Source organism: Leifsonia sp. 466MF (assembly GCF_900100265.1).
GTDB lineage: Bacteria > Actinomycetota > Actinomycetes > Actinomycetales > Microbacteriaceae > Leifsonia.
On the sequence record NZ_LT629696.1, the window covers coordinates 3,967,121 to 3,991,965 of the forward strand.

The following is a 24,845-nucleotide window of genomic DNA, read 5'->3' on the forward strand; positions in this document are numbered from 1 at the left end:
CGGGGTGCGGACGTACCTCGAGCTCGTCCGCGTCCCCGGCGTCCTTCGGGTCACGGTCTCGCAGCTGGTGGCGCGCTTCCCGCTCGGGATGCTGTCGCTCGCCGTCCTGCTGCACGTACGGCACGCGAGCGGCTCCTATGCGCTGGCCGGGCTCGTCGTCGCGTCGGTGAGCGTCGGCGAGGCGGTGGCCATGCCGCTTGTCAGCCGATCGGTCGGGGCGCTGGGCATCCGGCCACCGGTGCTGGTAGCCGCCCTGCTGAACGCCACAGGGATGCTGCTGCTCGCGTTCGGGCCACCACAACCCGTCCTGATGGTGGCGCTCGGGGCCGTGATCGGCGCGTCCGTTCCTCCGCTCATGCCGGTGGTGCGCGCGCTGTACCCTCGGCTCGTGCCCCGCCGGACGGTCCCGGCGCTGTTCGCCCTCGACACCTCCGCGCAGGAGCTGATCTGGATCACCGGACCGGTGGTCGCCACACTGCTCAGCGGCGCGGTGTCGACGCAGGCGCCGCTCGTGCTCGCCGCGCTGGTGACGCTCGGCGGCACGGTCTGGTTCCTGCTCGCCCCGCACATCGCGGGCGTCCGGCTGCCGCGCAGCAGGACGCGCCCCGGCACCGTGCTGCTGACGCGGTCCGTTCGCCTGGCCGCCGCGACGAGTTTCGCCCTGATCGCGTCGTTCGCCGCGCTCGAGATCGCGCTGGTGGCGCGCTTCGACGGCCATGGCATCCTCGCCGGGCTGGCGATCGCCGTGTCGAGCCTGGGGTCGCTGATCGGAGGGATCGCGTTCGGTCACCGGAGCTTCGGGACGAGGAGTCTGGCGGCCGTGCTCGGTGGTGTGGCCGTCGCGACGGCGGCGGCCGGACTGGTCCCCGGCATCCCCCTGCTCTACGGCGTGCTGTTCCTTTCGGGGCTCGGCTTCGCGCCGTCGCTGGCCGCCCTCTACGCCATGGTCTCATCCGCTCTTCCGGAGACCGCGACCCCGGAGGCCTTCGGCTGGCTCAACACGGCGGGGCTCGTCGGGGGAGCGACCGGCACTGCGGTCGCGGGGGTGCTCGGGGATGCGCTCGGCCCCGGGGACCCGTTCGTCGCGGCGACCGCTGCATCCGTGGTCGCCGCGCTGCTCCCGCTCTCACCCGGTCTGCGACCCGCCCGTGAGCACACGGCCGGTGATGAGCCGCGGGCCTAGTCCTGCAGCGCCACCGCGGGATGCATTCCGTATGCCTCGCGGTAGCGGCGGGCGAAGCGGTCGAGGTCGGCGAAACCCCAGCGGCCGGCGAGGTCGGCGAGGTCGGTGGTCGCCGGGTCGGAGACCTGGAGCTCGGTGTGCGCCGCCGACAGCCGCACCTGCTGCAGGTATCCCTGGGCCGTCGTCCCAGCGTGGGTGCGGAACGCGGCATGAAGCTGAGCGATGGTGGCCCCGGCCGCCCCAGCGATGTCCGTCACCGTGATGGGCAGGGACGCGTAGTCCTCGATGAACCCGACCGCCCGACGGTACGACTCCAGCTGCGCGGTGGGCGTCTGTGCTTGCTCCCGGGGATCAGTGCTCAGCGAGAAGCAGTTGAGGGCGGCGAGCGACAGTGTGTGGAACAGGCTCGCGCGCACCAGCGGGTGCCGGAACGTGCCCGACTCCATGTACTCGGCGGCGACCGTCGCGGCCGTCATCATGTACTCCGCGTGCTTCGGGCTCCGCGTCTGCGCCGAGTCGAACACGACCGGGCCCTCATGCCCCAGGGCGGTGGCCGCCACGTCGCTGAGCGTCTGCGGCGACAGGAAGATGTTGACGACGTCGCTGTCCTCGGCGAAGCAGGTGAAGTCGTGACCCGGCCGGATCAGGAAGGGCGACCGCGCGCCGAAGCCCCGCTCGCCGTCGATGTCCCAGCGGTACACGTCGGTCTTGACGTTCACGATGACGACGTCGTCGAAGTCCCCGGACGTCTCCCATTGGCCGCCGATCGCATAGCGCGCGACAGAGAACGACGGATCGATCGCCTGATCGACGTCGAACGAGAAGTCGTTCTGCGGCAGCTGAGCGAAGGCGAACCGGCCTCCGGCTGCGGCCATCGCCGCATCCGCCTCCTCCGGATCGGAGGTGTGGCTGTGCAGGCGCGTGAAGTCAGCCATCCACCAACGCTACCTCGCCCCCCTGAGGAAAGGGAGGGCGAGGGAGGCGGTTGACGCGGTGGTCGTTACTCGGTATGGCCGAGGACACCCACCGGGATGCCGAAGGAGAGCGCGATGCAGACGATGCCGGCGAAGAACACGAGGCCCTGCCACGCCGGCAGGGTGTCGGCGAGCCCGAGGAGGAAGATCCCTACCAGGAACAGGATGAAGCATCCGATGAACGCGAGCACGTCGCCCATTGCTAGCCCTTCTTTCGCTTGGCCGCCGTCTCGCGACGATTGGCGCGCTTGATCTCGTCGATCAGCTCGTCCTTCGTCATGCGCGTGCGGCCCGAGATGTCGAGGCGCTTGGCGATCTCGAGCAGGTGCGCCTTCGACGCGTTCGCGTCCACGCCCTCCTCGGTCGGTGCGTCCGTGTCGCGGCCGCCGGCCGCCTTCCGGTCGGACGGCCCGTTCTCGGCCTTGCGCTCCCAGTGGTCGCCGACCTTCTCGTACTCGTGCTTGAGTGCGGCGAAGGCGGTTCGGTGCGCCCGTTCGCCCTCGCCGTACTCCTCGACCGCCGAGTCGTGCGCCTTCGACCAGAGGGCCTGGGCGTGCTTCTCCGAACGCTCGAGGGTGGAGGGCAGCTCCTGCGATGCGGGCATGGTCCTGTGGTACTCCTTCCGCTGCCGTCGGGGCTAGTACTTCTCCACAGCTACCCCACTCCTCCGGGTTTTCAACCGGGTCCTCGGTCGGCCCCCGCGGCGCGTACCGTCGCGCCAGTCTGGACACGCAACCGGGAGGAGACAACATGAAGGCGATCGTGTGGCACGGCGTCGGCGACATCAGGCTCGACGACGTACCGGACCCGACCATCCAAGAACCCACCGACGCGATCGTGCGCATCACGACCAGCGCGATCTGCGGCACCGACCTGCACATGGTCCGCGGCACCATGTCCGGCATGAAACCCGGTACGGTGCTCGGTCACGAGGCCGTCGGCGTGGTCGAGGACGTGGGGGATGCGGTGCGCGGCTTCTCGCCCGGCGACCGCGTGATCGTCTGCTCCACCATCTCGTGCGGGGTCTGCCCGCAGTGCCGCGCCGGGAACACCGCGCAGTGCGATGTCGCCAACCCGAACGGTCCTGCGGCCGGCACCTCCTTCTTCGGCGGCCCGGAGACGACGGGGCCGGTGAACGGGCTGCAGGCACAGTACGCGAGGGTGCCCTGGGCGCAGCACACCCTCATCCCGCTTCCTGAGGGGGTCAGCGACGAGCAGGCCATCCTGCTCTCCGACATCTTCCCTACCGCGTGGTTCGGCGCGGAGCTCGCCGGGGTGAAGCGGGGCGACACGGTCGCCGTCTTCGGCGCAGGCATCGTCGGTCAGTTGGCGATCGCGTCGGCCTTCCGTCAGGGCGCCGGCCGGGTGTTCGCCGTCGACGGCATCCAGACGCGGCTCGCGCAGGCTCTGGAACAGAACGCAGAGGTCATCGACTTCAACTCCGAGGCACCGGTCGACGCGATCCTCGAGTTGACCCGTGGTGCGGGCGTCGATGCGGTGATCGATGCGGTCGGAGTGGATGCGCAGCGCCCGAAGAGCGGTCCGGCCGCCGAGCAGGCGCAGGAGCAGGCGGCGGAGTTCGAAGAAGCGCAGCAGGAGGTCGCCCCGGAGACGAACCCGCAGGGCGACCTCTGGGTGCCGGGCGACGCCCCGACGCTCGTCTCGCAGTGGGCGGTGGAATCGGTCGCGAAGGCGGGGCGGATCGGCATCATCGGCGTCTACTCGCCGCAGCTGACGCACTACCCGATCGGCGCCGCGATGAACAAGAACCTCACGGTGCGGATGGGCAACTGCAACCACCGCGCGGTCACCCCGCCGCTCATCGACCTCGTCGCGGCCGGCCTGTTCGACCCGACGCGGTTCATCACGCAGGAGGTCGGCGTGGTGGATGCGCTGCAGGCCTACGAGAGCTTCGACCGCCGCGAGGAGGGCTGGCTGAAGACGGTGCTCGAGCCGACGGTGTGAGGCCGGGCCGTCGGCGCACGGCCCGAGGCGGCGCGGGTAGCGTGGTGAGGTGACCGACGACCTGACGCCTCCGCTCCCGCCCCGCGCCGTCGTCACGGTCGACACCGGTCCGCAGCGCCCGGCCCCGCAGCACGCGGAGCCGACGGCTCCCGTCTTCGTGCTCGTGCACGGCATCGGGGTCAGTTCGCGCTATTTCGAGCGGCTGGTGCCGGCGCTCGCCGAGGAGGGGCGTGTCGTCGCCCTCGACCTGCCCGGGTTCGGCAAGGCGAAGCCGTTCCGTCCGGGACGCGGGCTCTCCATCGCGGAGTTCGCGGACTCCGTCGCCGCCCTCCTCGACGACGCCGGCATCACCGACGCCGTCGTGGTCGGCCACTCGATGGGTACCCAGATCGCGGTGTGCCTGGCAGCCCGACGGCCGGACCTCGTGCGCGGCCTCGCGCTGCTCGGCCCGGTCATGGCACCGCAGGATCGCAACGCGGTGAAGGCCGGCGTCCTGCTCGGAATCGACACCCTGCGGGAGGACACCCGCGGCAACCGCCTCGTCATCGGCGATTACCTGCACTGCGGACCGGCCTGGTATCTCGCTACGCTGCCCGCCATGCTGGAATTCCGCACCGAAGAGGAGCTGGAGCACACGACCGTACCCGTCGTCGTCGTCCGCGGCGCCCGCGACCCGATCGCTCGCGACGAGTGGGTCGCCGAGCTGGCGAAGCGGTCCGGCGGCACGGCCGCGCGCGTCCCCTCCGTCGCCCACCTGGTCATGCACGGCGCGCCCTGGCGTACGGCCGCCCTGATCTCGCAGCTGGTGCGGGTGCCGGGATGAGGCGCACCGTTCTGCGCCGTGCCGGCGTGCTCGCGCTCGACTGGCTGTACGCCGGCCGTCACCAGCTGCGCGCCGCGTTCGACCGCAGCAACCCGGACGCGCTCGTGGCCGACGAGGGCTCGCGCTCGCCCGTCGTGCTCATCCCCGGCATCTTCGAGACGTGGCGCTTCCTCCGCCCGCTCGCCCAGCACATCCACGCGTCCGGCCACCCCGTGCACGTCGTCACCGCGCTCGAGGACAACCGGATGTCCGTACCGGAGGCCGCCGCGCTCGTGCAGCGTCACCTCGACGAGCAGGACCTCACGGATGTCGTCATCGTCGCGCACAGCAAGGGCGGCCTGATCGCCAAATACCTGATGGGGATGCCGGACTCGGGTCCGCGCATCCGCACCACCGTCGCCGTGGCCACGCCGTTCGGCGGGTCGTCGCTCGCCCGATTCATCCCGATCTCGAGCGTCCGCGCACTGATGCCGTCGTCTCCCGGACTCGTCCGGCTCGCGCTCAACCGCGCGGTGAACGCCCAGATCATCTCCGTCTGGGGATGGTTCGACCCGCACGTCCCCGCCGGAAGCAGGCTCGAGGGCGCCCGCAACATCGAGCTGGACGTCGGCGGACACTTCCGCATCCTCGCCCGGCCCGAGCTGCTCGCCATCGTCGACGAGGTGCTGTCCCCGACTGCCGTCGCCGACGACCGAGCCGCCGACTGACCCCGGATCGAGCGCCGCGCCGCGCCCGATTCCCCCTGTCGCGCGCGGCGGCACCGGCGCTACCCTGGCGCCCAGAAAGCGGGGAGGGATCATGCTGAGCCACCGACGGATGCAACGTCTGAGCGCGGTGGCCGCCGCGGTCCTGCTGCTCGCCGGGTGCGCCGGCACGCCGAGCGGGCAAGCGGTCGTGGGTCGGTGGGGCTCCACCTCGGCAGGGCAGCCGAACCTCGACATCGAGAACGACGGCACCTTCTCCGGCTCCGACGGCTGCAACACGCTCTCGGGCAAGGGCCAGATCGACGGCGACGAGATCACCTTCGGCCCGATCGCATCCACCCTCATGGCCTGCGCGGACGTGGACACCTGGCTCGGCAAGGCCGCGACGGGCAACGTCTCCGGCGACACGATGACCGTCCTCGACGACGGCGGCTCCACGATCGGAACGCTGAAGCGATCCGGCTCCTGAGCCCGTCCGGCGGGGCCGCCGGCTGATCCGGAAAAGCCGCGAGAACTGTCTATCGCCGCGAATCACGCCCTCGTTACGGTGACGCTGTTCGGCGCGGTCACGGATCGGCCGGCCGGACGACGTACAAGCGAACGTCCACTGCGCGAGCCGGTGCCCGCGCCGTCCGAGGAGTGAAGCGAATGACCATCTCAGAGTCGAAGGAGCGGGCGAAGGCGTCGCAGTCGCCCTCCACCGCCTACACCGGCACCAGCGACCGGACCCAGCTCAACCCGATCTTCGCCCGGCCGGGCGAGAGTACCGATCTGCCGGTGGACCGCATCCCCGACAACGAGTCGCTGCCCGAGACCGCGTACCAGATCGTCCACGACGAGTCGATGCTCGACGGCAACGCCCGCCTCAACCTGGCCACCTTCGTGGGTACCTGGATGGACGATCACGCCGCGCGGCTGTACGCCGAGTCCGCCGACAAGAACATGATCGACAAGGACGAGTACCCGCAGACCGCGGCGATCGAGACCCGCTGCTGGAAGATGATCGCGGGACTCTGGAACGCGCCGGACCCGGAGAAGGCGATCGGCACCTCCACCATCGGCTCGTCGGAGGCGTGCATGCTGGGCGGCCTCGCGCTGAAGCGCCGCTGGCAGCAGGCGAGAAGGGCCGAGGGCAAGTCGACCGAGAAGCCGAACCTGGTGCTCTCCAGCGCCGTTCAGGTCTGCTGGGAGAAGTTCTGCAACTACTGGGACGTCGAAGCCCGGTACGTGCCGATCAGCCTCGACCACAAGGTCCTCGACGGCTACGAGCTCGAGAAGTACGTCGACGAGAACACCATCGGCGTCGTCGCCATCATGGGCGTCACCTACACCGGGATGTACGAGCCGGTCGCGCAGATCTCCGAGGCCCTGGACCGCATCCAGGCGGACACCGGGCTCGACATCAAGATCCACGTCGACGGCGCCTCGGGCGGGATGATCGCGCCCTTCCTGCAGCCGCAGCTGGAGTGGGACTTCCGCGTCGATCGGGTCGTCTCCATCAGCACGTCCGCCCACAAGTACGGCCTGGTCTACCCGGGGCTCGGGTGGGTGGTCTGGCGCACGGTGGAGGACCTCCCCTCCGACCTGGTGTTCGACGTCACCTACCTCGGCGGGCACATGCCGACGTTCGCGCTGAACTTCTCTCGCCCGGGCGCGCAGGTGCTGCTGCAGTACTACCTCTTCCTGCGGCTCGGGTTCGACGGCTACTACCGCGTGCAGAAGGCGTCGCAGGATGTCGCGCTCTACCTCTCGGGGGAGATCGCGAAGATGCCCGCCTTCGAATTGTGGAACGACGGTTCCGACATCCCCGTCTTCGCCTGGCAGCTGAAGAAGGGGCACACCGAGAACTGGAACCTGTACCACCTGTCGGAGCGCCTGCGACTGAAGGGATGGCTCATCCCCGCCTACCCGATGCCCGACGACATCAGCGACCTCACCGTGCAGCGCATCGTCGTGCGCAACGGGCTGAGCCGCAACCTGGCGGAGTCGCTGATCGGCGACATCCAAGAGGCCGTCGCGTACCTCGACCAGCTCGAGGGGCCGATGCCGCTGGAAGGCCAGACGGCCTCCTTCACCCACTGATCGCCGGAACGCGATCGAGACCCCGGCGCAGCGCGCCTCACACGAGCGGGAGAAGACCATGACCGCAACGAGCGAGCCGAACAAGTCCGCGACGGACTACACGCGGGCGGACGGCACACCGGCGCCCGGACCCGACCACGTCAAACCGCATCCCTTCGGCTCCGTGCCGCACAAGCCGGCGATCGGGTCGCCGGGCACGACGGCGCGCACGTTCATGAGCATCACCCAGCTGGCGATGCTCACCGTCGTCGCCGTCGCGTCCCTGCGCAGCCTCCCCGCCATGGCCGGATACGGACTGGGCTCGGTGACGCTGTTCATCATCCCGGCGATCTTCTTCCTGATCCCGGTGGCGCTCGTCGCCGCCGAGCTCGCCACGGGCTGGAAGGGCGGCGTCTTCACCTGGGTGCGCTTGGCGTTCGGCGAACGCTGGGGCTTCCAGGCGATCTGGCTCCAGTGGGTGCAGAACGTCGTCTGGTACCCGACGCAGATCGCGTTCATCGCGGCGTCGCTGGCGTTCGTGTTCCTCGACCCGAACCTGGCGAACTCCGGCCTCTACACGGCGATCGTGATCCTCGTCATCTACTGGTTCTCGACGTTCATCACCCTGCGCGGCGGCAACCTGTTCGCGAAGGTCGGGTCGTGGTCGGGACTCGCCGGCACGATCTTCCCGGGCGTCCTGCTGATCGTGTTCGGCGCGATCTGGCTCGGGACGGGACAGCCCAGTGAGACGCCGCTGGAGGCGTCGGCGATCATCCCGCCGTTCACCGGCATCGCCTCCATCGTGCTGATCGTCTCGAACGTGCTGGCGTACGCCGGCATGGAGGTCAACGCCGTCCACGCGAACGACCTCAAGAGCCCGGGCAAGGGCTACCCGAAGACGGTGCTCATCGCGTCGATCCTCATCCTCGGGATCTTCATCTTCCCGACGATCGCGATCGCGGTGGCTGTTCCGTCGTCCGAGCTCGGGCTCACCACCGGCATCAACCTCGCGTTCCAGACCTACTTCGACACGTGGGGGATGTCGTGGGCGACCCCGCTCATCTCCCTGCTGATCGCGCTCGGCGCGTTCGCCTCCGTTGTCACCTGGATCGCCGGGCCGTCGCGCGGTCTGCTCGCGGCGGCGCGCTCGGGCTACCTGCCCACGTTCTTGCAGCGGCGGAACAAGGCGGGCGTGCAGGTCGGCATCCTGAACGTGCAGGGCATCGTGGTCACGCTGCTCGCGGCGTTGTTCATCTTCGTGCCGAACATCAACACCGCGTTCATCCTGCTGGTGGACATGGCCGCGGCGCTCTACCTGATCATGTACATGATGATGTTCGCGGCCGCGATGCGGCTCCGCCGCACCCACCCGGACGTCACACGCAGCTACCGCACGCCGGCGATGGGGCTGATCGCGACGATCGGCTTCCTCGCCTGCCTGGCCGCGTTCGCGCTCGGGTTCGTGCCGCCGGAGGGCTTCGCGGCGGGCGCGCCGGGATGGGCGTACCCGGCGCTCGTCGCGGTGATCGTCATCCTGCTGGGCGTCCCTCCGCTGATCTTCTACGCGGCGCGGCGTCCCGGCTGGGACCAGCGCACCGCGGCGGAGAAGGCGACCTTCGACGACGTCCTCGTGAACCCGCCCGCCGACTCCTCGTCGTCCTCGTCCCCGCCCTCTCCGCCTCGAGGCCCGTGAGAGGTCAGGCCGCGGCGCGGGCGAAGTAGGAGCCGGCGGCCAGGTCCTCCAGCAGGGTCGGGCCGGTCGGCGCCCAGTCGAACCGGCGCTGCGTGAGTGCGCTGGAGGCCTGGAGGTCGAGGGCGAAGATCCGCCCGATCCACCCGAAATGCGCCTCCACGTCGGCAGGGTCGATCGACACGGCCGGGAGGCCGAGCCCGGCGCCGATCGCCTCGGCGATGTCGCGGGTGCGCACCCCCTGCTCGCCGATCGCGTGCACGACGGTCGCGGCTCCGGCGTTCTCCAGGGCGCGGGCGACCAGGCGGGCGGCATCCCCCCGGTGCACGGCGGGCCAGTGGTTCGACCCGTCGCCCACATAGGCGGCAACGCCCTTCTCGCGTGCGACGCGCACCAACTCGGCGGTGAAGCCGTGGTCGCCGGCGCCGTGGACGGTCGGAGCGAAGCGCAGGGCGACCGGGTGGATGCCGCGGTCGACGAACCCGAACGCCAGCTCCTCCGCTCCTCCGCGCGGGGCGTCCGGCCCGGAGAACGGCGCGAGGTCGTCTTCGGTCGCGATCTGGCCGGGCGCGACGAACGCGACACCGGAGGCGAACAGCAGGGGCGCATCCCTGCCCTCCAGGGCGTCTCCGAAGGTCTCGAGGGCGGCGCGTTCCGCGCGACCCGCTCCCGCCTGGTCGCTGAAGTCGTGGTTGTAGCCGAGGTGGACGACGGCGTCGGCCGCGGCGGCGGAGTCGCGCAGGACGTCCAGGTCGGTCAACCCGCCGGAGACCGGTTCGACGCCCGCGGCGCGGAGGCGTGCGGCGGACGCGTCCGACCGGGCCAGCCCGCGGACCTCGTGGCCGGCGGCGAGGAGTTCGGGGACGACGGCTGATCCGATCCAGCCCGATCCCCCGGTGATGAATACACGCATGATGTGCTCCTTTCGCTCGTCTCTTCCCGATCGATCGACCGCTGATGTCAGAGACTGACGTCAGCGTAGCACTCATGTCAGCAACTGTCATCACTACACTGGACACATGGGACGCTGGGAGCCGGATGCGCAGGGACGTCTCGGGCGCGCCGCGCTCGAGCTCTACCTCGACCCGGGATACGAGCAGACAACGGTCGCCGACATCGCCGCCCGCGCAGGCGTGACCGAGCGAACGTTCTTCCGTCACTTCGCCGACAAGCGCGAGGTGCTCTTCGCCGGGTCCGCCGCGTTCCAGCAGACGGTGCTCTCGGCCATCGCGGACCACACGGAGGCCACGACCGCGCTGGCCGCCGCCGCCGCGGGGATGGATGCCGCGGCAGCGTTCCTCCAGAGCAGTCCCGACCCGACGTTCGCACGCCGACGCGCGGCCGTCATCGCGGCGAACGCGAGCCTTCAGGAGCGCGAGCTGCTGAAGCTCGCGACCGTCACCTCCGCGTCCGCCTCCGCTCTGGTCGAGCGCGGCTTCGAGCCGGACGAGGCGGCCGTCGCCGCCGAGGCCGCGATGGCCGCGTTCCGCCTTGCCTTCGAACGCTGGATCGCCTCCGACGAACCGCTCGACCTCCGCGACCTCGTCGCCGAGGGTGTCGCACGCTTCCGCTCCCTCGCCTGAGCCCTGTCGGCGAGCCGGAGCCCTGGCGTAGAGCCGCCGCAGTGGGAAGATGATCGCACTGTCAGCGGGCGGCGCGGCATCGAGCGAAGGGGAGTCGGATGGCAGCACAGACGTGGACGGACCGGCCCGAAGCAGCGCCGCACCCGCACCACCATCACGGCTGGTGGTGGAAGACGCTGCTCACGGGCCTGGCGCTGTGGATCCTGACGATCGTCGTGACGATCGTCACCGGCAACACCAACCTCATCCCGACGCTCATCCTCCTCGGGAGCTTCCTCGTCCCGTTCTGCGTCGTCCTCTTCGCCATCGAGCGCGTGAGCGGCAGCGTCAGCTCGCTGCAACTGGTGCTCGCCTTCTTCATCGGCGGGATCTTCGGCGTGCTCGGCGCCTCGCTGCTCGAGGTGAACCTGCACCAGAGCTACTGGCTGTATCTGCTGGTCGGCCTCATCGAGGAGCTGGTGAAGGGCATCCTGCTGGTCATCATCGGCTGGCGGGTCGTGCCGAAGACGGCCACCCAGGGCGCTCTGCTCGGTGCGACCGTCGGAGCGGGTTTCGCCGCGTTCGAGTCGGCCGGGTACGCCTTCAATGCGGCGATCACGGCGCGCGGCATCGACCTGGTCTCACTGCTGCAGACCGAGGTGCTCCGCGCGATCCTCGCGCCGGTCGGCCATGTGCTCTGGACGGCGGTGCTCGGTGCCGTGCTGTTCGGCGCGGCGCGGGGACGCGACCGCTTCCGATTCTCGATCTGGATCGTCGTGACCTACGTCGGCGTGGCCATCCTGCACGGGCTCTGGGATTCGGCGAGCGATCTGGCGGCCGTCATCGCCCTGCTCGCGAACGGTCGCGCGGTCGAGGAGCTCACCACGGCCGGCGGTCTCAGCGCCCAGACCGCGTCGGCCGTGACCGCGCTGGCCGGCATCCTCTACATCGTCGTGCTGATCGTCGTCGCGGCCGGCGGCATCCTGACCCTCTGGCTCGTGCTGCGGCACTACCGCCGCGCCGAGCGGTTGCGGGCGGTCGAGCAGCCCGTCAGCGGCCCGCGGCAGCCGACCGTCTGAGCGCCACCGCGCGGTCGGCGTCCTCCAGCGCGAGTTCCGCGTTGATCTGGGCGCCGGCCAGCGCGCCGGCGGCTGCGGCGGCGCCGACCTGCGCCTTGGCGTCGGCGACGTTGCCCGCGGCCCACACCCCGGGCACACCTGTTCGGCCGAACTCGTCCGCCTCGATGCTGGTGCCCATCCCGCCGGGCAGCTCGACGCGGCGCAGACCCAGGGACTGGAGGCCGTGCGTGCGGGCCTCCATACGTGAGCCGACGGCGAGCACCTCCCGCGCGACCAGCGTGCCGTCGTCCAGCCGGACGCCGGTGATGCGATCGTCGGTCGTCTCGACGGCGGCGATGTGCCCCTCGACGATCGGGACACCCAGCGCGTCGAATCGCGCCCGCGCGGTTTCGTCGGGGTCGTGATCGTTCGCGAGGTATACGACGTCATCCGAGAGCTGCCGGAACAGCAGTGCCTGGTGGACCGATCCGTCGCCGGTCGCGACGATTCCGATGGCCCGGTCGCGGACCTCCCAGCCGTGGCAGTACGGGCAGTGCACGAGGTCGCGTCCCCAGCGCTCGGCGAGGCCCGGGATGTCGGGGAGCACATCCCGCAGCCCGGTCGCGACCAGCAGGCGGCGTGCCCCGACGGTGCGTCCGTCGCCGAGGGTCACGACGAATCCGTCGCCCGAGCGCACCGCATCCGTCACCTCGCTGTCGAGGATGCGTCCGCCATAACGCCGGACCTCCTCGCGCCCGATCCGCAGCAGCTCCGCCGGCGGCATCCCCTCACGGCCGAGAAGACCGTGCACGCCGTCCGCCGGAGCGTTGCGGGGCGACCCCGAGTCGATCACGAGCACCTCCCGCCGCGAGCGCGCCAGCATGAGTGCGCCGTTGAGTCCCGCCGCACCGCCGCCGATCACCACGGCGTCCACCATCTCGTCCTGCTGATCCCACTGGTCCGTCATGCAGCCAGTGTCGACGCCGGCCCGCCGGGATGGCAAATATTCTTGCCGAAATGGCAAAATGATCCCATGGACACCGAAGACGCCATCGCGGCCGCCGGGGCCCGGCTGCGCAGCCTGCGCACCGACCGCGGCCTCACACTCGCCGAGGTCGAGCAGACCACCGGCATCTCCACCAGCACGCTGAGCCGCCTGGAGTCCGGCCGCCGCAAGGCGACTCTCGAACTTCTGCTGCCGTTGGCGCGCGTGTACGGCACAACGCTCGACGAGCTCGTCCGGACGCCGCCCTCAGACCCGCGGGTGCGTGCCCGGCCGATCGACTGCGAGGGGATGACACTTCTGCCGCTGTCCCGGCACGCGACGGGACTGCAGGCCTACAAGATCGTCATACCGCCCCGTGCTCGCGCCGTCCCGCGGCAGCGTACCCACGAGGGGTACGAGTGGCTCTACGTGCTCAGCGGCCGGCTCCGCTTGCTGCTCGGCGACGAGGAGGTCGTGCTCGAGCCCGGGGAGGCGGCGGAGTTCGACACGCGGGTGCCGCATTGGTTCGGGGCCGAGCCGGGAGGCGCGGTCGAACTGGTGTCGCTGTTCGGGTCGCAGGGCGAACGGGCGCACGTGCGCGCCCGCACGACGGCGGCGGCATAGCAGCACCGTCGCTCGCTCTTACTCCGTCGCGGCGACGGGTGCGGTCTCGCTCTCGGTCAGCGCCTCCTGGGCCTCCTTCGGCAGCTTGCGCACCTTGGCCCGGCGCTTGCGGCGGTCCGGGATCATCGACCGCATCTCCTCCAGCCGCCCGAAGCAGAGCAGCCGGTCGCCCGCCTCCAGGACGACGCCGCTGCGCGGGTTCGGGATGACGGACGCGCCCCGGTGCAGGGTGAGCACCGAGATATCGCGGTCGCCGAGACCGGAGTCGCGGAGGGTCTTGCCGACGAGGTCCGCGTTGGTGTGCACGAGCAGCTCGGCGACTCCGTAGCCGGTCGAGACGGTGAGACGCTGACGGACATCGATCTCGGGGAACGCCACCTGGTTGTCGATGAAGTCGATGATCGCGCCGGCCACATCCAGTCCGGTCGCCCGCTCGATGCCCTCGAGCCCCGGCGAGGAGTTGACCTCCATGACCAGCGGGCCGTCCTTGCCCTCCAGCATGTCGACGCCGGCGACGCGGAGTCCCATGATCTGCGCCGACCGCACCGCCGCCTCCTCGAATTCGGGAGTCAGTGCGACCTTCTCGACGGTGCCGCCGCGGTGCACGTTGGAGCGGAACTCGTCCCCGCTCGCCACGCGCCGCATCGCGGCCACCACCCGATCTCCGACCACGAGCGCGCGGATGTCGCGCCCGCGGCTCTCGGCGATGAAGCTCTGGATGAGCACGTTCTGCTTCGTGGAGTGCAGCGTCTCGATGATCGACTCCGCGATCTTCGCCTCCGGGGCCAGGATGACGCCGATGCCCTGCGTGCCCTCGAGCAGCTTGATCACGACGGGCGCACCGCCGACGCGCTCGATCGCCATGCGCACGTCCGCGCGGCTGTTCACGAACGCCGTGCGCGGCATCCCGATGTTGTGGCGCGAGAGGATCTGCGTCGCCCGCAGCTTGTCGCGCGAGTTCGTGATGCCGTTCGCGGTGTTCGGCGTGTACACATCCATCTGCTCGAACTGCCGCACGACGGCGGTGCCGTAATAGGTGATCGAGTTGCCGATGCGCGGCAGGATCGCGTCGTAGTCGGACAGCAGCCGGCCCCGGTACTGCAGGTCCGGCTCGTCGCCGGAGAGGTCGATCGCGAACCGGAGCGTGTTGAGCACCTTGACCGTATGACCGCGGTTCTCGGCCGCCGAGCGCAGCCGCTGCGTCGAATACGCGTGCGGGGCGCGCGAGAGGATGGCGAGTTTCACGGGAGGGCTCCTGCAAAGATGGGGGAATGGCCGACCTCCATCCAACCACCGACACGGTCGGCTGGCGTGAGTGGGTGAGCCTTCCCGGCATCGGCGTGCCGTGGATCAAGGTGAAGGTCGACACCGGAGCCCGCAGTTCGTCCCTGCACGCCTTCGACATCGAGGAGCTGCCGGGCGATCGGGTGCGGTTCCGGGTGCAGCCGTGGCAGGACTCCGATCGGGATGCGGTCACCGCCGAGTGCGCGGTGCACGACCGCCGCGTGGTGCGCAGCTCGTCCGGTCACACGGAGGAGCGGATCGTCGTGCTGCTCGACCTGGTTCTCGGCGGCCGCCCGGTGACCGCGGAGACGACGCTGACCAACCGCGACCAGATGGGTTTCCGGATGCTGGTCGGGCGCGAGGCGCTCCGCCAGGGCTTCATGGTGGACCCGGCGCGCTCCTTCCTCGGCGGCCGGGCGCCGCGAGAGATCCGCCGCCGCAACCGCGGCCGCGAGCTCGCCTGACGCGCGGCCACCCGCGTCTCCCCCCGGCTGTCGCGAGATTTGGCGCAAATCTCGGTTTTGACGGCCCCATAACGGAGATTTGGCGCAAATCTCGGTTTTGATCGCCCCATAACGGAGATTTGGCGCAAATCTCGCGGACGGCGAGGCGCGGCGCTCAGTCCAGACCGAGTTCGCGCCTCCAGTGGGCCAGGAACTCGGCGCCCGCGTCGTCGTGGATGGCGTCGCCGATCGTGATCACCTGGTACGGCCGCTCGAGCACGCCGTCGGAGGGCCGCACATCCACGTGGGCCACCTCGTAGCCTGCGTCGTGCACGAAGTCCGCCATCTTGTAGTCGCTGCGCGAGTCACCCACCGACCGCCAGCGGCGGGGGAGCGGTCCGCGCGCCGCGAAGTAGTCGAAGGCGCGCTGCGCGCCGCGGTCCTTGTCGAGCAGCACCGACTCGATGTCGGTGGAGATGATGGTCGGGTCGATCCGGTACGGCACAGCGCCGTCGGCGTCGCGGGCTTCCCGGTCGCCGTAGCGCAGGCCGACCCCGAGGCCGGTCAGCGCGTCGAAGGCGGCGTCCTGGAAACGCGACTGGGCCTCGGCGTAGGTGTCCGCATCCACGTCGGTGCGCTGCTCGACCGAGATCATCGCGCGCTTGGTCTCGTCGAAGAACATGGTGTCGGCGAAGCGGTCGCGCACGAGCCGGCGGACCGCGTCGACCGCCTCGGGCGTGAAGGCGACCGTCTCGTCCACGGTGACCTCGCCCATCCCCTCGCCGGTGATCGGCGCCCACGCGCCGCCCTTCTCGAACACGCCGAACATCCGCGCGCCGTGCTGGTCGAGGGCATCGCCGAGGCCCGCGTCGCACAGCGGCGTCACCACCTGGTTGCGGATGAAATCGCCCGACCGCCCGGTGATGAACGCGATCGGGACGCCCGCGGCGGCCATCGCCACCAGGTCGGTGACGATGCTGCGGATGGCGATGGTGCGGGTGACGGGACTCGCGATGGGCCCGTCGACGTCGAAGAGGAGGCCGAGGTTGTGCACAGTCCATTCTCTCCGCTGCGAGAATGGTCGCATGTCGCAGCCCGCTCCCGCAGCCCAACCGCTGTGGCATCCGGATGCGCCCAGCACGGTCGTGCAGGGCGACAACCTGGAGGTGCTGGCGGCCCTGCCGGACGCGTCCTTCCGCCTGATCTACCTCGATCCTCCCTTCAACACCGGGCGGCCGCAGGCGCGGCAGACGCTCACGTCGGTGCGCTCCGAGGGCGGCGCCGGCAGCGTGATCGGGTTCAAGGGGCGCAGCTACGAGCGCATCAAGGGCGACCTGCTCAGCTACGACGACCGCTTCGAGGACTACTGGGGCTTCTTGGAGCCGCGACTGATCGAGGCCTGGCGGGTGCTGGCCGACGACGGGACGCTGTACCTCCACCTCGACTACCGCGAGTCGCACTACGCCAAGGTGCTGCTGGATGCGCTGTTCGGCCGGGAGTCGTTCCTCAACGAGATCATCTGGGCCTACGACTACGGTGCGAAGCCGAAGAACCGGTGGCCGGCCAAGCACGACACGATCCTCGTCTACGTGAAGAACCCGTCGGCGTACCACTTCGACAATGCCGCGGTCGAGCGTGAGCCGTACATGGCGCCGGGGCTCGTCACACCGGAGAAGGCGCAGCTCGGCAAGCTGCCGACGGACGTCTGGTGGCACACCATCGTGTCGCCGACCGGCCGCGAGAAGACCGGGTACCCGACGCAGAAGCCGGAGGGTGTGCTTCGTCGCATCGTCCAGGCGTCCAGCCGGGAGGGGGACTGGGTGCTCGACTTCTTCGCGGGGAGTGGCACGACCGGCGCGGTCGCCTCGGCGCTCGGGCGGCGCTTCGTGCTGGTGGACAGCAATCCGGCCGCCGTCGCGGTCATGCGCGACCGGCTGGCGGCCTGCGAACCCGGGGTTCGCTTCGTCGACTGAGCGGATCCCCGCGATCCTCGGCGTTCGTCCGGAAATCTCAGAGTCGTGTGTGGAAGGGTGGATGCACTATGCGATCGAGCCTCCGCGCCCTCCCCTTCTTCTGGGGTGCGCTCGTCTCCGCCGGCTCGTTCGTCGCCGTGTACCTGGTGTTCGTGCAGAGCTACATCGGCCAGGTGATCGATGAGCGGGCGTTCGCGGGGGCGGATGCGTGGAAGGGCGACGTGATCGAGTTCGCGCACACCTTCCTCAATGCGCTGCCGGTCGCCTCGGTGGTGATCGGCGCGATCGCGGCCATCGTGATCGTGCTGGTCCGGCGCAACTGGCTGGTGTTCGCGGTCGCGGTCGGAGCGGCCATCGGCGCGAACGTGAGCACGCAGGTGCTGAAGTACACCATCCTGTCCCGGCCCGAGAAGGGCGTGGATGTCGGGCTCTCCAACTCGCTGCCCTCCGGTCACACGGCGGTCGCCGCCTCTGCAGCGCTGGTCGTCTTCCTCGTGGCGTCGCCGCGCCTCCGCCCGGTCGCCGCGGTCGTCGGCTCGATCTTCGCGATCGCGGCCGGCGCATCCACCCTGGTCGAGCAGTGGCACCGGCCCAGCGACGTCGTCGCCGGAATGCTCGTCGTCGCGTTCTGGGGCTGCCTCGCCGGGATCGTGCTCTCATGGCTGCACCTCCCGGGTGCCGAATCGCCGGTGCGCAGCAAGCTGTGGCCGCTGGTCTGGATCGGTGCGGTCTGCGCGGCCGGCTCGGTCATCGCGCTGCTGGTCACCTACTTCTCGGCCCAGTCGGGAACGGAACACCTGTTCATCGCCTACGCGGGCGGCGTCGCCGCGATCGTGGCGACCGGGTTCGTTCTGGCCGCGCTGGGCAACCGCCTGTACCGCCGCCTGGCCTGACACTCGGGCGGGTGTTCGCCTCGGCAGCCGCGTCATATTGCCGACATTCGGTGCGTCTGCACGGGTGGGCGGTGATTTCGCGCCGCCCTACGACGCCCGGCGCGCCTGCCGCGCCCAGGAAGGCCCCATGAACGACGACACCCCCACCCCCGCGGAGACGGACGCCCGACCCGCCGCTCCCATCGAACCCGCCGCGTCGGTCACACCCGGTGATTCGGCCCCGCCCATCCCGCCCGGCCTTCCTGCGCACGCGCGCCCGCAGAAGACCAACGTCCTGGCGATCATCGCCCTGATCGCAGGCTTCCTCGTCCCTCTCGCCGCCTTCATCTGCGGAGGCATCGCTCTTTCCCAGATCAAGCGGTCGGGCGACAAAGGACGCGGTCTCGCCTGGTCCGGCATCATCGTCGGCGCGGTCATGAGCGTGCTCACCATCGTGGTGTCGATCCTGATCGTCGTCGCTACCGCGGCCGCCGTGCAGAGCGCCGTCGACACGGCATCGCAGAAGGGCTCGCCGTCCGTGTTCCACAAGCCGGGGTGCCAGGAGATCGGCGAACTCGTCGTCGACATCAGCGAGCAGATGGGCGGGATCGCCCAGGCCACAGGTGCTGAGCGCATCGAGGCGATCTCGGAAATGCAGGAGCTCTCCGCTGAGGCGCACGCGCTCGCCGTGACGATCGACGACCCGCAGGTCGCCGACGCGGCGGAGAACGCAGTGACGGCGCTCGACGATGTCATCGCGACCTTCGAGGCCGCGTCCACCGATGCCCCGGCCGACCCGGGGAGCGCGTACGACACGATCGCCCGGGCCAAGGAGCAGCTCACGACGCTATCAGCCGCGATGACGGAGCTGGAGACCGCCTGCCGTTAGCGGATCAGGGCGCCGCGGAGCCGTCCTCGTGCTCGTCGAAGAACCCGACGAGCGCATCGACGAGCTCCGCGGGAGCCTCCTCGGCGACGTGGTGGCCCGAGACGATTCCGTGCCCGCGAACGTCGGTGGCCCACGCATCCCAGATCGCGAGGGGGTCGCCCAAGAGCTGCTCGAGGTCGTCGCGGAGTGACCAGAGCACGAGCAGCGGCATCGTCAGCTGTCGCCCGGCCGCGCGGTCATCCTCTTCGTCGGCCCGGTCGACCGTCAGCCCCGCGCGGTAGTCCTCCAGCATCGCGCGCACGACCTCGGGGCGGTGGACGGCCTCCCGTCGCTCGGCGAAGTTCTCGAGTCCCATCGCCTCGGGATCGCCGTGGTACCAGGCGTCCGGATCGGCGGTGATGACGCGCTCGGGAGTGTCCGGCTGGGCGAAGAAGAACCAGTGGTACCACTGGGTGGCGAACTCCGGCGTGATGCGGTCGAGGTGCTCGACGATGGGGAGGCAGTCGATCAGGGCGACGCGGCGGACGGCTTCAGGATGGTCCATCGCCAGCCGGAACGCCGCGTAGCTGCCGCGGTCGTGGCCGACCACGTCGAACCGGTCGTGGCCGAGTCGGCGCATCAGTTCGCGGACGTCGTCGGCCATCGCCCGCTTCGACGCCTGCATGTGGTCGGCGCGCGGCGGCGGTGCGGTCGAGCGGCCGTACCCGCGCAGATCCGGCACGACGACGGTACGGCCGTGTTCCACGAGCAGCGGCGCCACCCGGTGCCAGGTGGAGCCTGTGCGCGGGTGGCCGTGCAGCAGCACGATCGGCGGTCCGTCACCGCCGATCCGGACGTGGATGCGCGCCTCGCCGACATCGACGTCGGCGATCTCGAACCCGTCGAACATCGCCCGACGGTCAGGCCTTCTCGCGCAGGTTCTCGGCGATCTTCGCGAGCGAGCTATCGAGCGCCTGCTGCATCCCGTCGAACTCCTGCGTCGTGTGGATGCTCAGCTCGACTCCGTCGTCGGTCAGGCGGAGGGAGCCGTGGTAGTCGTGCGGCCCGGGAGCCGACCAGCGCACCTCGCGGGCGGCGTGATCCACGTCGAAGTTCGCCTCGGAGGTGACCGTCTCGTCGGTGCCGTCCTGGTCGGCGTCGACGTGGGCGGTCGTCTCGACCTTGCCGTCGGGCAGTTCGTGCGCCTCGGTCATGCGCGGGAAGTAGGCGGGAAGGTTCTCCGGGTCGGAGACGTAGTCGAAGTACTCGTCGGCGTCGCCATCGAGCGCTCGCTTCGCGGTGTATGTGGGCATGCCGCGACCGTACGCTCGCCCCGCCCCCTCCGCATCCCCTGCCCCCCACCGCCGAGTCCGCAAACTTTGCACGCCCCACGCCGTCGAAGCGTGCAATTTGTGCGGACTCGACGGTGGGGGTCAGGGGGCGAGGGAGGTGCGGGGCGAGCGGGCGGCGCGCGAGGGACGGGACGCGATCGCGGCGTCGAGCGCGACGGCGGTAAGGGTGAGGGCGCAGACGCCTGCGGCGCAGAGGATGAGGACCCCGGCGCCGAACGGAGCGATCAGCCCGGCAGCGGCCACGCCGATCGCGCTCCCGGCCACCTTCACCCCGGCGACGGTCGCGAAGACGCGCGCGGCAGCCCCGGGCGGCGAGTACTCGGTGCGGGCGGCGAGGGTCGCCGCGAACAGGGCGGAGTTGGATGCTCCCAGCAGCGCGAACGCCACACCGCCGATCGCTGTCTCGGCTGAAGGCGCGAGCAGCGCCGCCAGGGGCAGCAGCAGCGCGACGCCCGTGACTGCGACGCCGATGCGCACCAGCCGCTCGGGCGACCCGGACAACGGACGCGCGATGAGCAGAAGCGCCGCGGCCAGCCCGCCGGCGCCGTACAGCGCCATGAGGAGGGCTGCCGACGACGGCGCCGCGCCCCGGCTCGACGCGAGAGCGGCCGCGATCACCGGCGCCGCGGCGAGGGCGGTCGCCGAGCCGACCGTGGCGACGGTGGTGCGCCGAAGGGGCGCGGACGTCAGCAGCACTCGAAGGATGCCGCCGCCCGCAGCACGCGCGGCCGTCCGGTGCGTGCGCGGCAGCCAAAGCACCGGGACTGCGGCGATCAGCAGCAGCCCTGCCGTTGCGGCCAGCGCTCCGGCGGGCGAGAGGAGGACAGCGCCGGCGGCGATGGCGGCCGGGCCGACCGTCCCCGCGACGCCGTACGTCAGCGCGTCCAGGGCCTGCCCGCGCCGTTGGGTGACGCTGGCTGCGTCCGCCGCGGTCGCATCTGCCGTCGACCGAGCCGCCAGGATGGACGCCAACCGGCTGCTCAGCCCTCCCGTGACGAGTGGTCCCGCGCAGCCCGCCGCCGCCAGCGCGGCCGCCGCGCCGATGATGCTCGCTGGCAGCGTCACCGCGGCGACGACGAGGAACAACGCGTACCAGAGGAAGGCGCCGGCGAGCACGGGCCCGGGCCGCTCGCGCGCATCCAGCAGCCGTCCGGCGAGCGGCCCGATCAGGTGCGGGATGCTGAGCGCGGCGGCCAGCAGCCCTCCCGCGGCGGGACCGCCGACGGCTGTCCCGGCGAGCACCGCCGCGACGATCGCCCCCGCGTCGGCCGACCGCGCCGTCACCGCCGAGGTGACGTAGGCGATGACGCCGGCTCTCCGCTCGCTCATGCGCCACACGTTGCCCCGGGTCCCGTCACCTGTCAAGATAGTGACGTGACTTTCGAGTTCGTCGCGGGCAATCTCGCCCTCGACTTCGTGGCGACCGTCGCCGAACGCCGGACGACGGCGGTCGAACGCGTCCCGACCCCTGAAGCGCTGGCCCGCTGGTTCGCCGATGCGGGAGTGGTGGATGCGCCACCGCCTGTCGATGACACCGGACACCGCGAGGCCCTCCGTCTCCGCGAGACGATCTGGCAGCTGATCACCACGGATCCGGGCGAACCGCTCGACGCGGACGCCGTCCGGCGGCTGCAGCGTCACGCCGCGGCGCCCCTCCCGGTCGCCGTCCTCGCGACCGACCGCGCCGTCACCACGACGGGCGACCTCAGCGGCTGCCTCGCGGCGGTCGCGCGGGCCGCCGTGGACGCGTTCCGTCCCGAGAACGCCCGGCACCTCAAATGGTGCGAGGGCACGGATTGCACGCGGCCGTTCCTGGACGCGTCGCGCGCATTCAATCGCCGCTGGTGCGGGATGGCCGGCTGCGGCGACCGCGCGAAGGCCGCCGCCTACCGCGCCCGCAAGCGCACCGGACGCGGTGCGCCTCAGGTGCTCTGACGCACCACCAGCTCGGTCGGCAGCAGGGTCACGCGGTCGACGTGCTCGCCCGCGAGGCGCCGCACCAGTACGCGCGCCATCGTCTCGCCCAGCCCGATGGAGGGCTGGTGCACCGTCGTCAGCGGCGGCGTCGACATCAGGCCGAAGCTGTCGTCGTCGTACCCGACCACCGCGATGTCGCCCGGGATGCTGAGCCCTGCCTCGTGGATCGCCGAGTACGCCCCGGCCGCCATCTGGTCGTTCGCGGCGAACAGCCCGTCGATCGGACGGCCCTCCGCCAGCAGCCGCCGCATCGCTTCCGAGCCCGAGGCGGGTGAGAAGTCGCCATACGCGACGCGCGTGGCGTCGAGCCCGGCCGCATCCATCGCACGCTTCCAGCCCGTGTAGCGGTCGAGTCCGGCCGGCATGTCCTGCGGTCCGGTGATGAGGGCGATGTTGCGGCGCCCGCGGTCGATCAGGTGCTGGGTGGCGACCTGCGCGCCGGCGACGTTGTCCACATCCACGTAATACGAGAGATGCTCGGTCTCGCTGACCGGGCGTCCACCGAAGACGAGCGGGAGCGATGCGCCCAGCTGCGCATAGGAGTGGTCGCCCGAGTGGTGCGAGACCACGAGCGCTCCGTCGACGTTGCCGCCCATCAGGTAGCGCCGGGTCTTGTCGGGGGTGGTCTCCGACGAGATCACCATGTTGAGCGTGTACTCCGTGTCGGCGAGGCTGAGCGCGACGCCCTGGACGATGGATGCGAAGAACGGGTCGGCGAAGACCTTGGCCGTCGACTCCGGCACGACGAGGGCGACGACCTGCGTGCGCCGTGACGCCAGCGAGCGCGCGGCGCGGTTGGGCACGTAGTTGAGGTCGGCGATCGCCCGCTCCACCGCGGCGACGACCTCCGCCGTCACCTTGGGCGATCCGTTGACGACCCGCGACACGGTCGCGCGCGACACTCCGGCGCGCGCGGCCACCGCCTCCAGGGTCGGCACCGCCCCGCCCGTGATCTGGTCCGTCGTCATCGGGTCTCCTCGTCGCTCGCGTCCATGCTAGACGCGCGACGCGGCGACCTCCTCCGCGACGCCCTCCGCGCGTGCTGCCGCGATGACCTCGGCGAACGCCCGCCCCGAGTCCTTGACCGTGCGCTCCTGCGTCTCGTAGTCGACGCGCACGATCCCGAACCGCTTGGCGTAGCCCCACGCCCACTCGAAGTTGTCGAGCAGCGACCAGACGAAGTACCCGCGCACGTCGGCTCCCTCGTCGATGGCGCGGCCGACCGCGTCGATGTGAGCCAGGATGTACGCCGTGCGCTCGCTGTCGTGCACGCGGCCGTCGTCGGACACGACGTCCTCGTACGCGGCGCCGTTCTCGGTGATGTACAGCGGCGGGAGGGTCGGATAGTCGCGGGTGAGGCGCACCAGCAGCCCGCGCAGCCCGTCGGGGTTGACCTCCCATCCCATCGCGGTGGTGGGCAGGTGCCGCGACGGGAAGGTCACGTTCTCGCTTCCGACGAACGGTGACGAGGTCGGCCGCGGCGTCGGCACGACCGGCGCGGGTTCGTCCGTACCGAGGGGATGCCCGCTCACGTTGTCGTCGTGGTAGTGGTTCACGCCGAGGAAGTCGAGCGGCTGCGCGATCGCGGCGAGGTCGCCGTCGTGGACGAGCTCCTCGAACCGGTACTCGCGAACGTCCTCCAGCACGTCGGCCGGGTAGGCGCCGAGCAGCAGCGGCTCGAGGTACATCCGGTTCCACAGGCCGTCGATGCGGCGGGCGGCCTCGCGGTCCACCGGATCGGCGGGATCGTTCGGCACGGCGGTCGTCAGGTTGAGCGTGATGCCGAGCTTCAGCTCATCGCCCTTCCCGCGCTCGGCAGCCCGCGAGCGGATCGCAGCGGCGGCGAGCCCGTGGGCGAGGTGCTGGTGGTGCAGCGCGGCGAGTCCGGCGCGCGGCTCCTGCCGCCCGGGGGCGTGCTCGCCGCCCGCATAACCGATCAGGGAGGAGCACAGCGGCTCGTTGAAAGTGGTCCAGTGGTCGACCCGGTCGCCGAGGGCGTCGTACACGGCGATCGCGTAGTCGCGGAACCGGTACGCGGTGTCACGGTCCGCCCACCCGCCCTTCTCCTCGAGCGCCTGCGGGAGGTCCCAGTGATACAGGGTGAGCCACGGCAGGATGCCGGCGCCGAGCAGCTCGTCGACCAGCCGGTCGTAGAACGCGAGCCCGGCCGGGTTCACGGTCCGGTCGCCCGGCTTCACCCGCGCCCACGACGTCGAGAACCGGTACGACTGCAGCCCGAGGGAGGCCATGAGCGCGACGTCCTGCGGCATGCGGTGGTAGTGGTCGACCGCCACCTCGGGGGTGTCGCCGCCGGCGATCGCATGCGGGACCCGGGCGAAGGCATCCCAGATGGAGTCCTCCTTGCCGTCCTCGTGGGCGGCGCCCTCGATCTGCGCAGCGGCGGTGGCCGACCCCCAGAGGAAGCCGTCGGGCCAGGTGCGGTTCAT

The 24,845-nt window shown here is 70.8% G+C and carries 27 protein-coding genes; 15 read left to right on the forward strand and 12 right to left on the reverse strand.

Going from position 1 to position 24,845, the window contains the following annotated elements; all coding sequences use genetic code 11:
• Nucleotides 1-4 precede the first annotated feature (4 nt).
• Nucleotides 5-1,183, forward strand: a complete 1,179-nt coding sequence (locus tag BLR91_RS19070) for an MFS transporter (protein ID WP_089878953.1) — start codon at nt 5-7, stop codon at nt 1,181-1,183.
• Here the strand turns inward: BLR91_RS19070 and BLR91_RS19075 are convergent.
• The 3 genes from BLR91_RS19075 to BLR91_RS19080 all read right to left on the reverse strand — a co-directional run bounded on the left by BLR91_RS19075 (nt 1,180) and on the right by BLR91_RS19080 (nt 2,761).
• Complete coding sequence (locus BLR91_RS19075) at nt 1,180-2,118, reverse strand: helix-turn-helix domain-containing protein (RefSeq protein WP_089878950.1); 939 nt, start codon at nt 2,116-2,118, stop codon at nt 1,180-1,182. The two genes, BLR91_RS19070 and BLR91_RS19075, sit on opposite strands and share 4 nt — an antisense overlap.
• Before the next feature lie 65 nt (nt 2,119-2,183).
• Nucleotides 2,184-2,357 (reverse strand): hypothetical protein, encoded by a 174-nt coding sequence (locus BLR91_RS20235; protein WP_020076342.1) that lies wholly within the window; start codon nt 2,355-2,357, stop codon nt 2,184-2,186.
• A 2-nt stretch (nt 2,358-2,359) separates the two neighbouring features.
• The gene (locus BLR91_RS19080; protein ID WP_018192659.1) at nt 2,360-2,761 is read right to left on the reverse strand and encodes a ChaB family protein; all 402 of its coding nucleotides are present in this window, start codon (nt 2,759-2,761) and stop codon (nt 2,360-2,362) included.
• A 146-nt stretch (nt 2,762-2,907) separates the two neighbouring features.
• On the opposite strand from BLR91_RS19080, the gene BLR91_RS19085 reads away from it, so the two are divergent.
• From BLR91_RS19085 to BLR91_RS19110, 6 genes are all read left to right on the forward strand, one after another.
• Nucleotides 2,908-4,122, forward strand: coding sequence for a zinc-dependent alcohol dehydrogenase (locus BLR91_RS19085; RefSeq protein WP_089878947.1), 1,215 nt, complete (start codon nt 2,908-2,910; stop codon nt 4,120-4,122).
• Between the two features lie 49 nt (nt 4,123-4,171).
• A complete protein-coding gene (locus BLR91_RS19090) occupies nt 4,172-4,945 on the forward strand; it encodes an alpha/beta fold hydrolase (RefSeq protein ID WP_089878943.1) in 774 nt (257 codons plus the stop codon).
• Nucleotides 4,942-5,652: an esterase/lipase family protein gene (locus BLR91_RS19095; protein ID WP_172823239.1), complete on the forward strand. Its 711-nt coding sequence runs from the start codon at nt 4,942-4,944 to the stop codon at nt 5,650-5,652. Before BLR91_RS19090 ends, BLR91_RS19095 begins: the two co-directional genes overlap by 4 nt.
• Nucleotides 5,653-5,761: 109 nt before the next feature.
• Nucleotides 5,762-6,118, forward strand: coding sequence for an META domain-containing protein (locus BLR91_RS19100; RefSeq protein ID WP_089878940.1), 357 nt, complete (start codon nt 5,762-5,764; stop codon nt 6,116-6,118).
• A 179-nt stretch (nt 6,119-6,297) separates the two neighbouring features.
• On the forward strand, nt 6,298-7,731 hold the full coding sequence (locus BLR91_RS19105; RefSeq protein ID WP_020076345.1) for a glutamate decarboxylase: 1,434 nt from the start codon (nt 6,298-6,300) through the stop codon (nt 7,729-7,731).
• Between the two features lie 58 nt (nt 7,732-7,789).
• Complete coding sequence (locus tag BLR91_RS19110; protein ID WP_089878937.1) at nt 7,790-9,403, forward strand: amino acid permease; 1,614 nt, start codon at nt 7,790-7,792, stop codon at nt 9,401-9,403.
• A 4-nt stretch (nt 9,404-9,407) separates the two neighbouring features.
• Here BLR91_RS19110 and BLR91_RS19115 read toward each other — a convergent pair whose 3' ends face one another.
• A complete protein-coding gene (locus tag BLR91_RS19115; RefSeq protein ID WP_089878933.1) occupies nt 9,408-10,313 on the reverse strand; it encodes an SDR family oxidoreductase in 906 nt (301 codons plus the stop codon).
• Between the two features lie 106 nt (nt 10,314-10,419).
• Between BLR91_RS19115 and BLR91_RS19120 the strand changes: the two genes are divergently transcribed.
• Entirely contained in the window at nt 10,420-10,983 is a 564-nt protein-coding gene (locus tag BLR91_RS19120; protein WP_089878930.1) for a TetR/AcrR family transcriptional regulator, read from the forward strand.
• Nucleotides 10,984-11,081: 98 nt separating this feature from the next.
• Nucleotides 11,082-12,041, forward strand: a complete 960-nt coding sequence (locus BLR91_RS19125) for a PrsW family intramembrane metalloprotease (protein WP_089878926.1) — start codon at nt 11,082-11,084, stop codon at nt 12,039-12,041.
• Here BLR91_RS19125 and BLR91_RS19130 read toward each other — a convergent pair.
• Nucleotides 12,013-12,987, reverse strand: coding sequence for an NAD(P)/FAD-dependent oxidoreductase (locus BLR91_RS19130; RefSeq protein WP_089878923.1), 975 nt, complete (start codon nt 12,985-12,987; stop codon nt 12,013-12,015). The genes BLR91_RS19125 and BLR91_RS19130 overlap by 29 nt on opposite strands.
• 66 nt (nt 12,988-13,053) lie before the next feature.
• Between BLR91_RS19130 and BLR91_RS19135 the strand changes: the two genes are divergently transcribed.
• On the forward strand, nt 13,054-13,629 hold the full coding sequence (locus tag BLR91_RS19135; protein WP_089878919.1) for a helix-turn-helix domain-containing protein: 576 nt from the start codon (nt 13,054-13,056) through the stop codon (nt 13,627-13,629).
• An 18-nt stretch (nt 13,630-13,647) separates the two neighbouring features.
• Here the strand turns inward: BLR91_RS19135 and rimK are convergent, their stop codons facing one another.
• Nucleotides 13,648-14,874 carry a 30S ribosomal protein S6--L-glutamate ligase gene (gene rimK / locus BLR91_RS19140; RefSeq protein WP_018192648.1) on the reverse strand — a complete coding sequence of 409 codons (1,227 nt, stop codon included), beginning with the start codon at nt 14,872-14,874 and terminating at the stop codon, nt 13,648-13,650.
• 26 nt (nt 14,875-14,900) lie between these two features.
• Between rimK and BLR91_RS19145 the strand changes: the two genes are divergently transcribed.
• Nucleotides 14,901-15,377, forward strand: coding sequence for an ATP-dependent zinc protease family protein (locus BLR91_RS19145; RefSeq protein ID WP_018192647.1), 477 nt, complete (start codon nt 14,901-14,903; stop codon nt 15,375-15,377).
• 154 nt (nt 15,378-15,531) lie between these two features.
• Here the strand turns inward: BLR91_RS19145 and BLR91_RS19150 are convergent, their stop codons facing one another.
• The gene (locus BLR91_RS19150; protein WP_089878915.1) at nt 15,532-16,410 is read right to left on the reverse strand and encodes a hypothetical protein; all 879 of its coding nucleotides are present in this window, start codon (nt 16,408-16,410) and stop codon (nt 15,532-15,534) included.
• 31 nt (nt 16,411-16,441) lie between these two features.
• Between BLR91_RS19150 and BLR91_RS19155 the strand changes: the two genes are divergently transcribed.
• The 3 genes from BLR91_RS19155 (at nt 16,442) to BLR91_RS19165 (ending at nt 19,090) form a co-directional block, all read left to right on the forward strand.
• Nucleotides 16,442-17,329, forward strand: coding sequence for a DNA-methyltransferase (locus BLR91_RS19155; protein ID WP_020076354.1), 888 nt, complete (start codon nt 16,442-16,444; stop codon nt 17,327-17,329).
• Between the two features lie 68 nt (nt 17,330-17,397).
• A complete protein-coding gene (locus tag BLR91_RS19160; protein ID WP_089878912.1) occupies nt 17,398-18,222 on the forward strand; it encodes a phosphatase PAP2 family protein in 825 nt (274 codons plus the stop codon).
• Between the two features lie 127 nt (nt 18,223-18,349).
• A complete protein-coding gene (locus tag BLR91_RS19165; RefSeq protein ID WP_089878909.1) occupies nt 18,350-19,090 on the forward strand; it encodes a DUF4190 domain-containing protein in 741 nt (246 codons plus the stop codon).
• Nucleotides 19,091-19,094: 4 nt separating this feature from the next.
• Here the strand turns inward: BLR91_RS19165 and BLR91_RS19170 are convergent, their stop codons facing one another.
• The 3 genes from BLR91_RS19170 to BLR91_RS19180 all read right to left on the reverse strand — a co-directional run bounded on the left by BLR91_RS19170 (nt 19,095) and on the right by BLR91_RS19180 (nt 21,750).
• The gene (locus tag BLR91_RS19170; protein WP_089878907.1) at nt 19,095-19,979 is read right to left on the reverse strand and encodes an alpha/beta fold hydrolase; all 885 of its coding nucleotides are present in this window, start codon (nt 19,977-19,979) and stop codon (nt 19,095-19,097) included.
• Between the two features lie 10 nt (nt 19,980-19,989).
• Nucleotides 19,990-20,382 (reverse strand): SRPBCC family protein, encoded by a 393-nt coding sequence (locus BLR91_RS19175; protein WP_089878904.1) that lies wholly within the window; start codon nt 20,380-20,382, stop codon nt 19,990-19,992.
• A 120-nt stretch (nt 20,383-20,502) separates the two neighbouring features.
• Nucleotides 20,503-21,750, reverse strand: coding sequence for a hypothetical protein (locus BLR91_RS19180; protein WP_089878900.1), 1,248 nt, complete (start codon nt 21,748-21,750; stop codon nt 20,503-20,505).
• Between the two features lie 45 nt (nt 21,751-21,795).
• Here BLR91_RS19180 and BLR91_RS19185 point away from each other — a divergent pair, with 45 nt between their 5' ends.
• A complete protein-coding gene (locus tag BLR91_RS19185; RefSeq protein ID WP_089878897.1) occupies nt 21,796-22,356 on the forward strand; it encodes a CGNR zinc finger domain-containing protein in 561 nt (186 codons plus the stop codon).
• On the opposite strand, the gene BLR91_RS19190 is transcribed toward BLR91_RS19185, so the two are convergent.
• Together BLR91_RS19190 and BLR91_RS19195 are read right to left on the reverse strand one after the other, a co-directional pair.
• Nucleotides 22,344-23,366 carry a LacI family DNA-binding transcriptional regulator gene (locus tag BLR91_RS19190; RefSeq protein WP_089878894.1) on the reverse strand — a complete coding sequence of 341 codons (1,023 nt, stop codon included), beginning with the start codon at nt 23,364-23,366 and terminating at the stop codon, nt 22,344-22,346. The two genes, BLR91_RS19185 and BLR91_RS19190, sit on opposite strands and share 13 nt — an antisense overlap.
• Nucleotides 23,367-23,393: 27 nt before the next feature.
• Complete coding sequence (locus tag BLR91_RS19195) at nt 23,394-24,845, reverse strand: GH1 family beta-glucosidase (protein WP_089878892.1); 1,452 nt, start codon at nt 24,843-24,845, stop codon at nt 23,394-23,396.

What these genes read in the sequence shown, in the direction of transcription:
- BLR91_RS19120 (WP_089878930.1), top strand. Translation starts at nt 10,420, where the DNA reads ATGGGACGCTGGGAGCCGGATGCGCAGGGACGTCTCGGGCGCGCCGCG.
- BLR91_RS19145 (WP_018192647.1), top strand. Translation starts at nt 14,901, where the DNA reads ATGGCCGACCTCCATCCAACCACCGACACGGTCGGCTGGCGTGAGTGG.
- BLR91_RS19085 (WP_089878947.1), top strand. Translation starts at nt 2,908, where the DNA reads ATGAAGGCGATCGTGTGGCACGGCGTCGGCGACATCAGGCTCGACGAC.
- BLR91_RS19110 (WP_089878937.1), top strand. Translation starts at nt 7,790, where the DNA reads ATGACCGCAACGAGCGAGCCGAACAAGTCCGCGACGGACTACACGCGG.
- BLR91_RS19080 (WP_018192659.1), bottom strand. Translation starts at nt 2,761, where the DNA reads ATGCCCGCATCGCAGGAGCTGCCCTCCACCCTCGAGCGTTCGGAGAAG.
- BLR91_RS19115 (WP_089878933.1), bottom strand. Translation starts at nt 10,313, where the DNA reads ATGCGTGTATTCATCACCGGGGGATCGGGCTGGATCGGATCAGCCGTC.
- BLR91_RS19105 (WP_020076345.1), top strand. Translation starts at nt 6,298, where the DNA reads ATGACCATCTCAGAGTCGAAGGAGCGGGCGAAGGCGTCGCAGTCGCCC.
- BLR91_RS19190 (WP_089878894.1), bottom strand. Translation starts at nt 23,366, where the DNA reads ATGACGACGGACCAGATCACGGGCGGGGCGGTGCCGACCCTGGAGGCG.
- BLR91_RS19100 (WP_089878940.1), top strand. Translation starts at nt 5,762, where the DNA reads ATGCAACGTCTGAGCGCGGTGGCCGCCGCGGTCCTGCTGCTCGCCGGG.
- BLR91_RS19195 (WP_089878892.1), bottom strand. Translation starts at nt 24,845, where the DNA reads ATGAACCGCACCTGGCCCGACGGCTTCCTCTGGGGGTCGGCCACCGCC.
- BLR91_RS19130 (WP_089878923.1), bottom strand. Translation starts at nt 12,987, where the DNA reads ATGACGGACCAGTGGGATCAGCAGGACGAGATGGTGGACGCCGTGGTG.
- BLR91_RS19155 (WP_020076354.1), top strand. Translation starts at nt 16,442, where the DNA reads ATGTCGCAGCCCGCTCCCGCAGCCCAACCGCTGTGGCATCCGGATGCG.
- BLR91_RS19095 (WP_172823239.1), top strand. Translation starts at nt 4,942, where the DNA reads ATGAGGCGCACCGTTCTGCGCCGTGCCGGCGTGCTCGCGCTCGACTGG.
- BLR91_RS19135 (WP_089878919.1), top strand. Translation starts at nt 13,054, where the DNA reads ATGGACACCGAAGACGCCATCGCGGCCGCCGGGGCCCGGCTGCGCAGC.
- BLR91_RS19180 (WP_089878900.1), bottom strand. Translation starts at nt 21,750, where the DNA reads ATGAGCGAGCGGAGAGCCGGCGTCATCGCCTACGTCACCTCGGCGGTG.
- BLR91_RS19125 (WP_089878926.1), top strand. Translation starts at nt 11,082, where the DNA reads ATGGCAGCACAGACGTGGACGGACCGGCCCGAAGCAGCGCCGCACCCG.
- BLR91_RS19160 (WP_089878912.1), top strand. Translation starts at nt 17,398, where the DNA reads ATGCGATCGAGCCTCCGCGCCCTCCCCTTCTTCTGGGGTGCGCTCGTC.
- BLR91_RS19170 (WP_089878907.1), bottom strand. Translation starts at nt 19,979, where the DNA reads ATGTTCGACGGGTTCGAGATCGCCGACGTCGATGTCGGCGAGGCGCGC.
- BLR91_RS20235 (WP_020076342.1), bottom strand. Translation starts at nt 2,357, where the DNA reads ATGGGCGACGTGCTCGCGTTCATCGGATGCTTCATCCTGTTCCTGGTA.
- BLR91_RS19165 (WP_089878909.1), top strand. Translation starts at nt 18,350, where the DNA reads ATGAACGACGACACCCCCACCCCCGCGGAGACGGACGCCCGACCCGCC.
- BLR91_RS19175 (WP_089878904.1), bottom strand. Translation starts at nt 20,382, where the DNA reads ATGCCCACATACACCGCGAAGCGAGCGCTCGATGGCGACGCCGACGAG.
- BLR91_RS19075 (WP_089878950.1), bottom strand. Translation starts at nt 2,118, where the DNA reads ATGGCTGACTTCACGCGCCTGCACAGCCACACCTCCGATCCGGAGGAG.